This is a genomic window from Desulfogranum aggregans (assembly GCF_055398265.1).
Genome location: NZ_AP042447.1, coordinates 1,163,816 through 1,177,045, shown reverse-complemented (window position 1 = coordinate 1,177,045; position 13,230 = coordinate 1,163,816). Strand labels below are relative to the sequence as shown.

Sequence of the window (13,230 nt, the reverse complement as noted above, 5' to 3'; positions counted from 1 at the left end):
CCTGGGCAAGGATTGGAGTGGTGTGCCATTATTGGGTCTTCCGGGTTTTTACCTCCATTTGTCATGCTGTGTTGGCCTGATGCGGGCCGGATGGGGTGGTCTTGTCTCCAACGTTGCCATTGTTTCCCCTGGAAAAGATGGACTGGATAGTTTCGATCGGCAGAGGAAAGATAATGGTCGATGCGTTTTCATTGGAAATGTCGTTTAATGTCTGCAGATAGCGCAGCTGCAGGGCCTGTGGGTTTTTTGAGATCACATCGGCTGCCTCCAGCAGAGCTTTTGATGCCTGCAGCTCGCCTTCGGCATGGATGACTTTTGCCCTTCTTTCCCGCTCCGCTTCAGCCTGCTTGGCAATGGCACGGATCATGGAATCATTGAGGTCGACATGCTTGATTTCGACGTTGGTTACCTTGATGCCCCAGGCATCGGACTGTTTGTCGATAATTTCCTGTAAATCGGCGTTCATTTTTTCCCGTTCAGACAGCATCTCGTCAAGTTCGTGCTGGCCAAGCACAGACCGAAGAGTCGTCTGGGCAAGCTGGCTGGTGGCGTTGTAATAATCCTCTACCTGGATGATGGCTTTTTCCGGATCAACGACTCTGAAGTAGAGGACGGCATTGACTCGAACGGTTACGTTGTCCCGGGAAATGACATCCTGGCTCGGAACATCCATGGTGATGACGCGTAAATCAACCCGTACGGCCTGCTGTATGCCTGGAATGATCAAGCGCAGGCCTGGTTTTTTGACGGTTTGAAAACGCCCGAGAAAAAAGACCACCAGCCGTTGATACTCGCGGACCACGCGCACGGACAGGGCGAATAAACCGATCAGGAGCAGTGCGGGAAAAATGAAGGTGAGGGAAGAGGCAGCTTCAAACATTGGTTTTCTCCTCGGCCGATTCCAGGTAAAGAACCAGCCCGTTTTGGCCAACCACTCTGACCGCTTGTCCCTTACGTAACGGTTCGGAACTGCGACCTTTCCATGATTCGCCGTGAATCCATATCCTTCCTTCTGTCTCAGGGGAAATATCTTCCAGGGTCTCGCCGACGCTGTTGAGTAGCTCTTCGCTGCCGGTCCGTATCTGCCTGCGTCGTATGGAAAGCAGTCTACCGATGACCATGATCAGAAGAAGAGCCGAGGTTGCGGCGGTGGCGCCGATGATGGGTAAAGATATTCTCAGATAGGGTTCATCCATGAGGATGATGGAGCCGATCACAAAAGCAATAAGGCCACCGGAACCCAACGCTCCGAACGTTGGGGTTACTGCCTCGGCAACCATGAAGATCATTCCGAGTGCCAGCAGTGCCAGTCCGGCGTAGTTAATAGGCAGAACCTGAAAGGTAAACAGGGCTATCACAATGGATATGGCGCCCATAACTCCAGGGAAGATGTAGCCTGGATTGGTCATTTCAAAGAACAGACCATACACACCGAGCAGGAGCAGTATGTAGGCGATATTCGGATCTGTCAGTATCATCAGGATCCGGGTGCGCCAGTCCGGAGCAAAAGACAGCGGAGTGGCCTCAGCTGTGCGCAGTTGCCGGCTGCCGCTGACGGTTTCCACGGTTCTGCCGTCCATCTGTCTGAGCAGATCGGTCAGATCGACGGCGACAATATCAATGACATTGAGGCGCAGGGCTTCATCAGCAGTCAGACTTTCTGCATGAGTGACAGCCTTGGCAGCCCATTCGCTGTTGCGCCCCCGTTTTTTAGCCAAGGCCTTAATGTAGGCTTCGGCGTCGTTGATGATTTTTTGCTGCAAGGTATCGGTCGGTGGACGTTCCGGATGCTCCTCTTCTTTTTCTTTGGCAGTGGGTGTGTCTGGTTTAGGCAGAGGCGTCAGGCTTACCGGGGTGGCGGCACCGAGGTTGGTAGCGGGGGCCATTGCCGCCACGTGACTGGCATAGAGAATATAAGTTCCGGCGCTGGCTGCCCGGGATCCTTCGGGGGAGACATAGGTGGCTACTGCCACCGGTGAGGCCAGGATGGCTTTGATGATGTCACGCATGGAACTGTCAAGACCACCGGGTGTATCCAGCTGCAGGATCATAATTTCCGCCTGCTGCTGGCGGGCCTGGACCAGCCCTTTGATGACGTACTCGGCAAATGCCGGTCCGACCACCCCTTTCGCTTCAAGGACCAGGGCTACGGGTTGAGAGGAAGAGCTGTCGGCAGCGGTGCGGCTTTTGCCGGTGTCCGCACAGATAACCAGTATGCTGCTGATCAATAGGGGTATGAAAAGTAGCTGTCGGCGCATGGGTATGTTACCTGGTCTGAACCTGGATAGAGGTCTCACCAAGTAAAACTGTAAGCATTTTTCACTCGCTGTACACCACTTAACCTCTTGAAGTTGTTCTACTGAAGTCAAGGCGAGCTCAGCCACGGGAAAGGGTGGGAAGGGATCCGGAGAAAGGAGGAAGTGTCCTCCGTCGGGTAAGGCAGGATGAGCAGAAAATTGGATGTTGAGCAGCCTGCGCAGACATGCCTGAACGCCTGTGGGGCGGCTGCAGGCTGGTTCAAGCCTGGTGGCGAATGAAGCCCGAAGAGGCAGGCGGCCCCCAACTCTCGCCGATCGGCCTCAGTGGTAGGCTAGAGTGTGGATGAGGCCAACCGGCTGTGCAACGACCGACCACCTCTATTTGGCCGAAAAACGGCAAGCGACCTTTCCGGCAAGGGTCGATAGGTATCAGGGGGTGTATTCCAGTTTCAGAGAAAGCCGGTTTTGCGGCCGGGTCGCCATCAGGTGGACCACACTGATGGTCCTTTCCCAGAATCCCGCTTCACAATAGCAAAGGTAAAACTGCCACAGCCGACGAAAACGTTCATCGTATCCCAATTCCTTGAGTTTGGGAGAAGCGGCAAGAAAGCGTTTATGCCAATCCTGCAGGGTCCGTGCATAATCAAAACCGAAATCCTCCAGGTGCCGCACCACCATATCCGTTTTTCTGGCCAGAATATCCTGCATACGCTGCAAAGAAGGCAGGCAGCCCCCTGGAAAAATATGCCGCTGGATAAAGTCCACGGACCGGGCATACTGGAAGTATTTCTGATCGGCAATGGTGATTGCCTGGAGAAGCATCACCCCGCTTTCCTTTAACAGCCGTTCACACTGTCGAAAAAAAGTGGGCAGGTATCGGTGACCTACCGCTTCAATCATTTCGATGCTTACCAGCTTATCGTATTGTCCGGTGAGCTCCCGATAATCCTTTTGAAGTACAGTTACCTTATCCTCCAGACCTGCCGCTTTGACCCGCCGGGTTGCTTCACGGTACTGGGCATCAGAGATGGTGGTGGTGGTCACCTGACAACCATACTGCTGGGCTGCGTAAATAGCGAAACCGCCCCAGCCGGAACCGATCTCCACCACGTGATCAGTAGGCTGCAGGGCAAGCTTGCGGCAGATGATTTCAAGCTTATGGGTGGCGGCCTCTTCCAGCACGGCCGCTTCATGGGGATACATGGCAGATGAGTACATCATGGTCGGATCGAGAAAGGTTTGGTACATCTCGTTGCCCAGGTCATAATGGGAAAGGATATTTGCCTTGGCCTGGCCTTTACTGTTGTTACGCAGCAGGTGGCGCACCAGGTGCAGTGGGCGCAGCAGCCAGGCAAATCCCTGTTCCATGCGGTCGACCAAGGAAATGTTCAGGGCCATGATGCGCAGCAGCTGACTCAGATCGTCTGCCTCCCACTGGTTGTCGATGTAGGCTTCTCCTGCGCCGATGGAACCGCCGAAGAGCACACGTTTGTACACGCCGTGATCCAGTATTTGCACACGGGCACAGAGATCCTGGTCGTTGCCGAAGCTCTGTTCACCAAGCCCATCCTTGATCACTATCTTGCCACGCCGGATTTTAGCCAGCAGCATGTGTACCAGTTTTCTTGCCCAGCGGTCACTCGCCAGGGGAGTCACCTGCAGTGAATCAAGCTGATCAGAAACAATAGTCCTCCTCATGACGCCTCCTTTTCATAGGCAATATAGGGAACACCTTTCAGGTAGAGCTTAAGCGCCTGCCAGTAGATGCCGCTGACAATATAAGCCGTCATTGCCGGATTACGCAGCAGCTGTTTTCTCACCGATTGAATCGTTAGCGGCCGGCGATCCAGCTGCAGGGAAGCTTCGAACACACGCCCCCGATGGTCCTTAACTGCCAACTGCACCCCGATGTGCTCTCCTGGGGGGGAGATCTGCCACTGATAAGACTGATTCATGGGATTGAACGGGGAAACATGAAAACTTTTCGGATGACTGGGAGCGAGATCGCCGTGAAGGAGATAGTGGGCATACTGGTGTCGTTCGTTCCATGGAATATTGGAAACTTCAGCCAGGAAATGAGAGCAGTGACCTTCCTCGGTAAACCCATAGTAGAAATTCACTGGGCTGAAGTAGATTCCAAGGGTTCGGAGATTCAGCAGGCCGCATACCTGACCGGCGACCGGATGACCGGTCAGCTCCTCCATGCGAGCCTTGATTGTCTGGTGGAGCGGTTGTCGCGGATCCCCGAGGTAATCTGAGCGGCAGAATCGGCTCATCGCCCAGCGGGTGGTGGAAAACCAACGGCCGAGTGACGGAAGCTGGTCTACTTCTTCCAGGTTGAGCAACCACATGAAGAAAGGGTATCGAAACCTATGTACTTTCGGAGTAAATCGCTGGTGAGCTATAGCGCCGATATAGAGTGCTGATTTCATAGAGCCTCCAGCGTATCGCAGACACGCAGCGCACTGCGGACTCCGTCCTCATGGAAGCCATTGAACCAGTATGCTCCGCAGAAATGGGTATGATGTACACCGGAGAGAGTGTGCCATTTTTGTTGGGCATCAATGACCTCCAGCGAGTAAACCGGGTGGTGATAAATGAATTCCCGGAGCGTGTGTTCGGGGGCGATCCGTTGATTGAGGGTCACCAGATAGGTGTGGCGAGTCTGCAGCCTTTGCAGAATATTCATATTATACGTCAGGGTGGTTGTCGACTGCGCTTCGTCAGCCAGTAAATAGTTCCAGCTTGCCCAGGCCAGTCTTTTCCGCGGGAGGAGGCTGGTATCGGTATGAAGCACCACCCTGTTTTCCGAGCAGACAAAGGCGGAGAGGATTTTCTGCTCTGCTTCAGTGGGAGCAGCGAGCAGCCGCAGGGCCTGGTCACCGTGGCAGGCGAATACAACTTCATCGAAGTGGACCTGGGAGCCATTTACCGTCAGGGTTACCCCATTATCTTCCCGCTCCACGCTGGTTACCGGAGCATTGCATCTGATCCGGTTGTGAAAGTTATGGGTCAATGGTTTGATATAACTGCTCGATCCGCCGATAATAGTGTACCATTGAGGGCGGTTGGTGACATCAAGCAGGCCGTGATTGTCAAAAAAGGCGGTGAAAAACTGCAGTGGAAATTCATTGACCTGCTGCATTCCCATGGACCAGATCGCCGAAACCATGGGCAGGATGTAGTTGTTCCGGAAAAGGTCGGAATAGCCCTCCTTGGAGAGATATTCTCCCAGGGTGGTTGCTCCGGAGGTGGTTTTTACTTTTCGCACTTCCCGATTGAAGCGTAGGATTTCCCTGAGCATTCGCAGAAAGCGCGGGCTGACCAGGTTCCTGCGTTGGGCAAACAGACTGTTAAGGTTGTTGCCGTTGTACTCAAGGCCCAGATCGTCATTGCGCACCGAAAAACTCATCTCGGTCGGCTGATAGGCTACCTGCAGTTCATCCAGCAGTCGCATAAAATGCGGGTAGGTGCGATCATTGAACACAATAAACCCGGTATCTATGGCGGCCTGCTCTCCATTTTTTTCCACTTGCACCGTGTGTGTATGGCCGCCGATGTAGTCAGCAGCCTCGTACACCGTGATCTCATAATAGCGTGAAAGGTGGTATGCGCAGGTGAGTCCCGCTATCCCTGAACCTATTATGGCAATTTTTTTCATTCTGTTATCCTTTTACCATGTGACGGGCCAGTGCATGCCAGAGCGGTCGAGGCAGCAGGGAAAGGGCCTTGAGCAGCAGGGTGAATCGTTGAGGGAAATGAATCTCCGCTTTTCGACGCGCTATGCCCCGGCGGATAATCTTGCTGGCCTCCTCCACTTCTATCCTGAAAGGCATGGGAAAATCGTTGCGGTCGGTAAGCGGTGTGCGCACAAACCCCGGACAAACCAGGCTGACCGCAATGTTCTCGCGGCAGAGGTCCACCCGCAGGCTCTCCAGCATGTAGGCCACAGCCGCCTTGGAGGCACCATAGGCCTCAGCACGCGGTAATGGTAGATAAGCCGCCGAGGAACCGATACCCACCAGATGGGGGGTAGAACTATTTCGCAGCAGCGGTAACACCCCCTCAAGCGAAATCGCGAAAGATTCCACGTTGGACCGCATCACCCTGGCAACTAATTCACTGTCAAAGTCAGGCAGGTCAATGTATTCACAGGTTCCTGCATTGAGAATGGCCAGGTCCAGCTCTTCAAGCTGCTCGAACCAGGCAAGGCTTGCCAGTCGGTCAGTCAGATCGACTTGACCGGTCTGTAGCCCCATGGCATGGAGTTCTGCCAGCGCCTGCTCGTTGCGGCCTACTGCCCAAACGGTATGTCCGGCTGACGCATAATCCTTGGCAAGCTGCCTGCCTATGCCGGAGGTTGCTCCCGTGACAAGAACCTTCATGTGCGGAGCCTCCTTTTCAGGGTACTGATTATTCCTCCGAGCAGAGGAAGGTGCTCGTAGAGCATGGCGCCAAGGTCATAATAATCACGATGCAGGAAGATTTTTTCCTGTTCATTGAAGCAGAGAAAGCTGACGCCAGGCAGAGATACCTGCTTTCCATGCTTGATACGGGGATGGCTAAACCGCATTTCCCACTGCACATACCCCTCATCGGCTGTGCGAACCTGATGGTGATAGGTGAAGCTGACTTCCTGGACATTTTGGTAGAGTGCTCGGAAATAACGCTTCAGGTCATCGAGCCCATGCAGTTCATGCACCGGGTCGATAAACTGTATCTGTGGGCTGTAGACAGCATCCAGCAGGTCCAGATTGGTGCTGTTGAGCTTGTTGTAGGTTTCGAGGAGTTTCTGCATGGGTTTGCTCCGATTAAGGGGAAAGCAACCGGTCTCTGACCGAATCATCCAGCGGGTCTTCGGGACCGAGCCAGATACCGAAATAGATGGCGGCAAAGAGCGGAGACTCAATCTCTACCAGTTCTTGATCATTGAGGGAAAGGGTAGTTCTACCGGAGGTCGCATCGTAGCAGAGGGTGTAGTTGTCCCCGGATTGTACGTCGCGGTACTGGCGGTGAAGTTGATCGATGTGGTGGCGAACCTGTGCCAGCTGTTGGGGAGAATGCTGTCTGTTGAGTACGGTTTCCGCACCTTCGATAAAATCATCAGTGTCCAGAGAAACCGCATACTCCAGCCGCAAACATTTACTGGTGTCAGTCTGGAGCACAGTACGTTCGGTAACCGGATGCTCAGCATACAGAGAAGCTTCGTATACCTTGATAAAGCCGAGATAGGTGAGGGTCGCTCGGCTTTGCAGATCAAGAGTGGAGATGATGGCCTGTGCAGGAGTGGGGACTGCAACCAGAAAGGTAAGGAAAAGGATTCTCAATTTGTGCATCACGCAGTCCTCCTCAGCTGTCAGCCTTGCGGAACATGATGGTTACTTCACCAAGCCCGAAACCGAATTTGCTCATGGCAGCACGGTTAATCAGTACCTGGTTGGGCTGGAGAAACATCCAATCGTTGAAGTGCACCTTCCAGGTGCGCCCGTCAACAACCAGGTCAAGGTGATATTGCCAGTGCAGGGCATTGCCTGCGGTTACGCCGACGGCCTCGCCGACGACATCTGCCGCTCGGCCTGAGAAACGGTCGTCGCCTGAGCGGGCGATGGTCCAGATGCGCTGTGACTTTTCACCGTCGTTCCAGTGAAAAGCCTCATCAAGTACCAGCTCGCCCTGCTGATTGATGGTGCCGTTGATGTCAACCACAAACTGCCGCAGCAATTTGCCGTTTCTATCCTGAACAATGCCCCAGCCTTTGGTGTTGCCCTGAAAGTAGTTAAACAGGTCCAGGCGAGGGGTGTTGTTGGCGTACTCCCCTACATCAACCGAGCCGCACCCTGCTAGCAGGGTTAACATGATGAAAACGATAAAAATATATTTCATGATTCCTGTTTATGCATTAATTATTCTGGTAAGGAGCAATTTTCGAAAAAAGACGAAAAATCATTTTCATGCCTCCAGTATAAGTGAAACAATAATTCGGAAAGCGAAGGAAGCAACAAGAGTAAAATTTGGTATTTATGATAGTCATTACTACCATTATCTAGTGACAAATTACGGTACTTCTGCAGGGGAGGAGGGCGAAGAGGACGCTATGGGATCTTATGACATCTCGGTGCAGACAGCCATCGTCAAGGTGCTGTCATCGCAAAGGCTTGCCGTCTTGTCGACGGTCAGAGACGGTCAACCCTATGCGAGTTTGATGGCCTTTGCCCACACTCCGGATCTGGAAACAGTGGTAATCGCTACCGGTACCGCATCCCGAAAATTTGTCAACCTTTCCCATGAGTCGCGCGTGTCGTTGCTGGTTGATACCCGGAGCAATTGCGAGGCAGACTTTCACGCCGCTGAAGCCTTGACCATTGTCGGTACTGCTACCCGGATACCGGCAGGGCAACAGGGTTTTTTCCGCAACCTTTATCTGGAGCGTCACCCCTACCTGGAGGATTTTCTCGCCTCTCCAGCCACCGTCCTTATGCAGGTGCAGGTTCGACATTACCTGCTGGTGAATCGGTTTCAGAATGTGATGGAGTACCACCTGGGCGATGAAAAGGATATTTTTGCTTGAGCGTGAGCATACGCAGCCTGTCTCGCAGATCGGCGGCAAGGGTAAGGGCCTGCTTACTTTAATGCAGGCCGGCAGCAGGGTGCCGACAACCGTCTGTATCACTGGTGAGGCCTATGATTGCATGCTTGACAGCCAAGGGCTGCGCGAAAAAATCGCGCTTGCCCTCAACCGCAAACAGCTCGGTGATATGCGGTGGGAAGAGATCTGGGACACGGCCTTGCGTATTCAGGCCCTTTTCCTGGCCGCCCCCCTGCCCACGGAACTCCACCAGGAGATGACCAGGTATCTGGAGAAGGTCTTTGGCGGCGGGCAGGTTGCTGTTCGCTCGTCTGCCACCGATGAAGATCAGCTCGGCGGTTCTTTTGCCGGGCTTCATGAATCTTTGCTCAATGTGCCTGTTGACCAGGTGATTCGTCAGGTGAAAAAGGTATGGGCCTCGCTGTGGTCTGATAAGGCGCTGTTGTACCGACAGGAACTCGGTTTGACGGTAGAGACAAGCAGAATGGCGGTGGTGGTCCAGCAGATGATGAAAAGCGAGGTCTCGGGAGTATGTTTTACCCGCGATCCGATGGGTTCCGATCAGATGGTAGTGGAAGCTGTTTATGGCCTGAACCAGGGGTTGGTTGATGGCAGGATTGAACCTGATAGATGGTTTCTCGACCGATCAAGCGGGAAGGTCATGGAATGGGGTGCACCGGCGAATCGGAGGAATAAAACCGCTGCCATAGCCGGGAAAATTGTCCTGGAGGAGATCCCGCCTACGGATACGGAAAAGCCGCCTTTGGACCAGGACCGATTGCACAGGCTGTGGAAAGAGTGTCAACGGCTTGAGCACTACTTCGGATATCCGCTCGATGTGGAATGGACGTTTAGTCAGGGACAGCTGGAGATCCTGCAGGCTCGACCTATATCGACCTTGGCTGATGCTGAACAAGGAGATAAACGCCCCTGGTACCTTAGTCTTCACCGTAGCTATGACAACCTGATTGAGCTGCGCAGAGTGATTGAAGAAGAGGTGCTGCCGGCAATGGAGCGGGAGGCTGCAGCCTTTGCGCGATGTGACCCCGCCACCCTCGATGATCATGCCCTTGCCGCAGCCATTGAACATCGCTTGTCGCGCACGTCCCACTGGACTGATGTCTACTGGCAGGAGTGTATTCCCTTTGCTCACGGTGTTCGACTTTTTGGAGAAATCTACAACGAATTGCTGACGCCTGAAGATCCCTATGAGTTTATCCAGCTACTCAGTAGTCAACAGATGCTCAGTACCCATCGTAATACCCTGCTGCAGCGGCTTGCTGACCATGTGCGAGAGGATGAGCAACTCAGGAGGGAGCTTGAACAGTCCGGTATAGAAGGCGTCCGGCACCCGCAGTTTCGTCGGCAGATCAAAGAGCTGAAGGAACGGTTTGGTTTACTTCTTGCTGGTAAGGGGCAAAAGGAGGCGAGCAGCAACAGGTTGTTGACCAAGCTGATTTTCGAGTATGCCCGACTCCCACGGCATGCCTCGCACCCTCCCACGTTCAGCCGGGATGAGGGAGAACGCCGTTTTCTTCACCATATGGGACAATCCGGCTATCCTTTCAGCGGAGAAGAACTGTTGGAACTGGCTAGGGCCAGCTACCGCCTTCGCGATGATGACAACATCTATCTGGGAAAGGTTGAGCAGCAGCTTGAGGCTGCGGTCATCGAGGGGCGGCATCGGCTCATCGTGCGAGGCGTAGCCCTTGCTGCAAGTGCTACACCTGCAGAAGTGGCAGACCTGCTCGCCGGTCGACGGAGGTCACTCCCCGTCGCCCATCATGGTCCTCAAGCAGAATCGCCCGTCAGCGTCAGTCGCGTCCGGGCACGGCAGCTGGTAGGCCAGCCGGCAGCAAAAGGGGTTGCCAAAGGGGTGGCCCGTGTTATTCTGAAAACCGAAGAATTGCATTCCTTTCAGGCTGGTGAAATCCTGGTTGTTGACAGCATTGACCCCAACATGACCTTTGTCGCGCCACTGGCCGCGGCCATTGTCGAAAGGAGAGGAGGAATGCTGATTCACGGGGCTATTATAGCCAGGGAGTACGGTATACCCTGCATAACCGGTATTCCAGATGTCACCGATTTGGTCACCACAGGGGACCGCCTGACCGTCGACGGGTACCTGGGGATTGTTACCGTTGATCAGCAATCCTAATACCCTTTTTTCTGGGCACGCATGGTGCTCAGCTGTTTTGTCCGGAGGCAAAGCAATGCGATATATTGCCTCGCTTGTGTGGTTGCTGTTGGGTGGCTGCACAGCTATACCCGACAAAGTGGTGCCGATTACCTCGTTTGAGATCGATCGCTATCTGGGAACCTGGTATGAAATCGCCCGGCTTGATCACTCGTTTGAACGCGGGCTCAGTCATGTCAGTGCTGAGTACTCCTTGGTTGAGCAAGGCGTCATCCAGGTAGTCAATCAGGGGTATTCCAGTGAGAAGGGCCAATGGAAGCGGGTGACCGGAAAGGCGAAGTTCGTCGGTGCGGCAGATACGGGACACCTCAAGGTGAGTTTTTTTGGTCCGTTCTACAGCTCATACATCATTCTGGATATAGATCGGGATGCCTACAGCTATGCATTAGTCTGCGGACCGACCAGGGAATACCTGTGGCTGCTTGCGGGGGAGAAAGCCCTTGGCCAAAAGCAGCAGGCAGCGCTGATAGACAAAGCCGCATCTCTGGGATTCCCTGTCGACGAACTTATTTTTGTCTCCCATCAGTAAATCAGCAGGACACTTTTCTTGAGCAAATTTAGTTTTTTCAATCATGTAGCCAGAGGATATCGTTATGGAAGAGAAGGCCATCAAACTCTACAGCCTCACCACCTGCAGCTACTGTGCTGCCATTAAGCAGATGCTCGCTTCCCTGGGTGTTGCTCATCAGTTCGTTGATGCTGATCTCCTGGAAGGCACAGAGCAGGAAGCCTTACTCGATGAATTACGTGAACTCAACCCTCTGTGTTCTTTTCCGACCATCCGTATTGGTGAACAGGTTATTACCGGCTATAAGATTCAGGAAATTAAGGAAACCATAGGGGTGCGGACGGAGGTGGATGAACTCTTCGATCGGCTGCGCGGCATCAACGAGCCCAAAGGCTATTATTTCAATCAGGATAAAGAAAGGACGTTTGATTTGCTGCGCGGCCTGCTGACCAATAAGGATCGGTACGGCTACATGGCCTGTCCGTGTCGGCTGGCTTCAGGGGATCGTGAAGCGGACCGGGATATTATCTGTCCCTGTGCATATCGTGGCCCGGATGTAGAAGAGTATGGATCCTGCTACTGCAACCTCTATGTTTCGCAACAATGGAACAGCGGTGAAACAGCGCAGCGCCAGGTGCCGGAACGACGATCAGCCGATCGTCTCTTTCCACCAAAAAAGAAATAGCGGTGCCGACAACTGCACCACCCAAGGAGAAAAGCATGCACAACTATGAGACGGAAAAAATTCGAATCGGCATCAGTTCATGCCTGCTTGGCAATCAGGTTCGCTATAACGGGGGACATGCGCGCGATCGCTACATTACAGACACCCTTTCCAACTATTTTGAATTTGTTCCGGTCTGTCCCGAAGTTGAGTGCGGGTTACCGGTTCCTCGTGAGACAATGCGTCTGGTCGGCGACCCTGATGCTCCTCGCCTTTTGACTACCAAAACCGGCGTGGACCACACAGAGCGGATGCTTACCTGGGCTGAAAAGCGTGTGCGCCAACTGGAGGAGGAAGGGTTGTGCGGTTTCATCTTTAAGAGTAAATCTCCTTCTTCCGGCATGGCGCGAGTCAAGGTGTATGGGAAGAATAACAGCCCCCGTAATGTCGGGGTCGGCCTATTTGCCAGAGCCTTTATGGAACATTTTCCTCTCCTGCCGGTGGAGGAGGAGGGGCGGCTCCACGACATGCTCCTCAGGGAGAATTTCATCGAATCGGTTTTTGTTTACCGGCGCTGGCGCTCAACAGTGACAGACCCCTCACCGGGAAAACTGGTGGCTTTTCACACCGAGCATAAAATGCTGCTCCGTGCGCACAGCGAGAAACATTACCGGGAGCTGGGGAGGGTGATTGCCAAGGCCGGAAGCCTTGACACCGAAGAGTTGATTATTGCCTATCAGGAGCAACTCATGGAGGCCATGCGGTTGAAGCCGACGGTGAAAAAGCACGCCAATGTCCTGCTCCATATGATGGGCTATTTTAAAAAACTCCTCTCTGCAGATGAGAAGCAGGAACTCCTGGAGGTTATCGACAATTTCAAGCAGCACAACCTGCCGCTGATCGTCCCCATAACCCTCATGAACCACTATGTACGGAAATACAACGACTCCTACCTCAAGCAGCAGCAGTACCTGAACCCGCATCCCATTGAATTGCGGCTGCGCAACCATCCCTGAG

The 13,230-nt window shown here is 53.6% G+C and carries 14 protein-coding genes; 5 read left to right on the top strand and 9 right to left on the bottom strand.

Annotated features, from left to right (window positions below; genetic code table 11):
- Positions 1-61: 61 nt before the first annotated feature.
- The 9 genes from ACZ52Z_RS05500 to ACZ52Z_RS05460 form a co-directional block, all read right to left on the bottom strand.
- Positions 62-880, bottom strand: a complete 819-nt coding sequence (locus ACZ52Z_RS05500; protein ID WP_464269749.1) for a slipin family protein — start codon at positions 878-880, stop codon at positions 62-64.
- Complete coding sequence (locus ACZ52Z_RS05495) at positions 873-2,258, bottom strand: NfeD family protein (RefSeq protein ID WP_464269748.1); 1,386 nt, start codon at positions 2,256-2,258, stop codon at positions 873-875. Before ACZ52Z_RS05495 ends, ACZ52Z_RS05500 begins: the two co-directional genes overlap by 8 nt.
- A gap of 429 nt (positions 2,259-2,687) precedes the next feature.
- Positions 2,688-3,956 (bottom strand): class I SAM-dependent methyltransferase, encoded by a 1,269-nt coding sequence (locus ACZ52Z_RS05490; protein WP_464269747.1) that lies wholly within the window; start codon positions 3,954-3,956, stop codon positions 2,688-2,690.
- On the bottom strand, positions 3,953-4,690 hold the full coding sequence (locus ACZ52Z_RS05485; RefSeq protein ID WP_464269746.1) for a DUF1365 domain-containing protein: 738 nt from the start codon (positions 4,688-4,690) through the stop codon (positions 3,953-3,955). The genes ACZ52Z_RS05490 and ACZ52Z_RS05485 overlap by 4 nt, the downstream gene beginning before the upstream one ends.
- On the bottom strand, positions 4,687-5,919 hold the full coding sequence (locus ACZ52Z_RS05480; RefSeq protein WP_464269745.1) for an NAD(P)/FAD-dependent oxidoreductase: 1,233 nt from the start codon (positions 5,917-5,919) through the stop codon (positions 4,687-4,689). Before ACZ52Z_RS05480 ends, ACZ52Z_RS05485 begins: the two co-directional genes overlap by 4 nt.
- 4 nt (positions 5,920-5,923) lie before the next feature.
- Positions 5,924-6,643 (bottom strand): SDR family NAD(P)-dependent oxidoreductase, encoded by a 720-nt coding sequence (locus ACZ52Z_RS05475; protein ID WP_464269744.1) that lies wholly within the window; start codon positions 6,641-6,643, stop codon positions 5,924-5,926.
- Positions 6,640-7,056 carry a nuclear transport factor 2 family protein gene (locus tag ACZ52Z_RS05470; protein WP_464269743.1) on the bottom strand — a complete coding sequence of 139 codons (417 nt, stop codon included), beginning with the start codon at positions 7,054-7,056 and terminating at the stop codon, positions 6,640-6,642. Before ACZ52Z_RS05470 ends, ACZ52Z_RS05475 begins: the two co-directional genes overlap by 4 nt.
- A 13-nt stretch (positions 7,057-7,069) precedes the next feature.
- On the bottom strand, positions 7,070-7,594 hold the full coding sequence (locus tag ACZ52Z_RS05465; protein WP_464269742.1) for a chalcone isomerase family protein: 525 nt from the start codon (positions 7,592-7,594) through the stop codon (positions 7,070-7,072).
- Positions 7,595-7,607: 13 nt separating this feature from the next.
- Positions 7,608-8,141, bottom strand: coding sequence for a DUF3833 domain-containing protein (locus ACZ52Z_RS05460; protein WP_464269741.1), 534 nt, complete (start codon positions 8,139-8,141; stop codon positions 7,608-7,610).
- Between the two features lie 211 nt (positions 8,142-8,352).
- Between ACZ52Z_RS05460 and ACZ52Z_RS05455 the strand changes: the two genes are divergently transcribed.
- From ACZ52Z_RS05455 to ACZ52Z_RS05435, 5 genes are all read left to right on the top strand, one after another.
- Positions 8,353-8,826, top strand: a complete 474-nt coding sequence (locus tag ACZ52Z_RS05455; RefSeq protein ID WP_464269740.1) for a pyridoxamine 5'-phosphate oxidase family protein — start codon at positions 8,353-8,355, stop codon at positions 8,824-8,826.
- A complete protein-coding gene (locus ACZ52Z_RS05450) occupies positions 8,804-11,002 on the top strand; it encodes a PEP/pyruvate-binding domain-containing protein (RefSeq protein WP_464269739.1) in 2,199 nt (732 codons plus the stop codon). Before ACZ52Z_RS05455 ends, ACZ52Z_RS05450 begins: the two co-directional genes overlap by 23 nt.
- Before the next feature lie 55 nt (positions 11,003-11,057).
- Positions 11,058-11,570 (top strand): lipocalin family protein, encoded by a 513-nt coding sequence (locus ACZ52Z_RS05445; RefSeq protein ID WP_464269738.1) that lies wholly within the window; start codon positions 11,058-11,060, stop codon positions 11,568-11,570.
- 64 nt (positions 11,571-11,634) lie between these two features.
- A complete protein-coding gene (locus ACZ52Z_RS05440; protein WP_464269737.1) occupies positions 11,635-12,234 on the top strand; it encodes a ferredoxin-thioredoxin reductase catalytic domain-containing protein in 600 nt (199 codons plus the stop codon).
- Between the two features lie 35 nt (positions 12,235-12,269).
- Positions 12,270-13,229: a YbgA family protein gene (locus tag ACZ52Z_RS05435; RefSeq protein WP_464269736.1), complete on the top strand. Its 960-nt coding sequence runs from the start codon at positions 12,270-12,272 to the stop codon at positions 13,227-13,229.
- Position 13,230 lies beyond the last annotated feature (1 nt).

Coding starts and splice junctions, on each gene's coding strand:
- ACZ52Z_RS05440 (WP_464269737.1), top strand. CDS start 11,635: ATGGAAGAGAAGGCCATCAAACTCTACAGCCTCACCACCTGCAGCTAC.
- ACZ52Z_RS05460 (WP_464269741.1), bottom strand. CDS start 8,141: ATGAAATATATTTTTATCGTTTTCATCATGTTAACCCTGCTAGCAGGG.
- ACZ52Z_RS05495 (WP_464269748.1), bottom strand. CDS start 2,258: ATGCGCCGACAGCTACTTTTCATACCCCTATTGATCAGCAGCATACTG.
- ACZ52Z_RS05480 (WP_464269745.1), bottom strand. CDS start 5,919: ATGAAAAAAATTGCCATAATAGGTTCAGGGATAGCGGGACTCACCTGC.
- ACZ52Z_RS05500 (WP_464269749.1), bottom strand. CDS start 880: ATGTTTGAAGCTGCCTCTTCCCTCACCTTCATTTTTCCCGCACTGCTC.
- ACZ52Z_RS05445 (WP_464269738.1), top strand. CDS start 11,058: ATGCGATATATTGCCTCGCTTGTGTGGTTGCTGTTGGGTGGCTGCACA.
- ACZ52Z_RS05475 (WP_464269744.1), bottom strand. CDS start 6,643: ATGAAGGTTCTTGTCACGGGAGCAACCTCCGGCATAGGCAGGCAGCTT.
- ACZ52Z_RS05490 (WP_464269747.1), bottom strand. CDS start 3,956: ATGAGGAGGACTATTGTTTCTGATCAGCTTGATTCACTGCAGGTGACT.
- ACZ52Z_RS05465 (WP_464269742.1), bottom strand. CDS start 7,594: ATGCACAAATTGAGAATCCTTTTCCTTACCTTTCTGGTTGCAGTCCCC.
- ACZ52Z_RS05470 (WP_464269743.1), bottom strand. CDS start 7,056: ATGCAGAAACTCCTCGAAACCTACAACAAGCTCAACAGCACCAATCTG.
- ACZ52Z_RS05455 (WP_464269740.1), top strand. CDS start 8,353: ATGGGATCTTATGACATCTCGGTGCAGACAGCCATCGTCAAGGTGCTG.
- ACZ52Z_RS05450 (WP_464269739.1), top strand. CDS start 8,804: ATGAAAAGGATATTTTTGCTTGAGCGTGAGCATACGCAGCCTGTCTCG.
- ACZ52Z_RS05485 (WP_464269746.1), bottom strand. CDS start 4,690: ATGAAATCAGCACTCTATATCGGCGCTATAGCTCACCAGCGATTTACT.
- ACZ52Z_RS05435 (WP_464269736.1), top strand. CDS start 12,270: ATGCACAACTATGAGACGGAAAAAATTCGAATCGGCATCAGTTCATGC.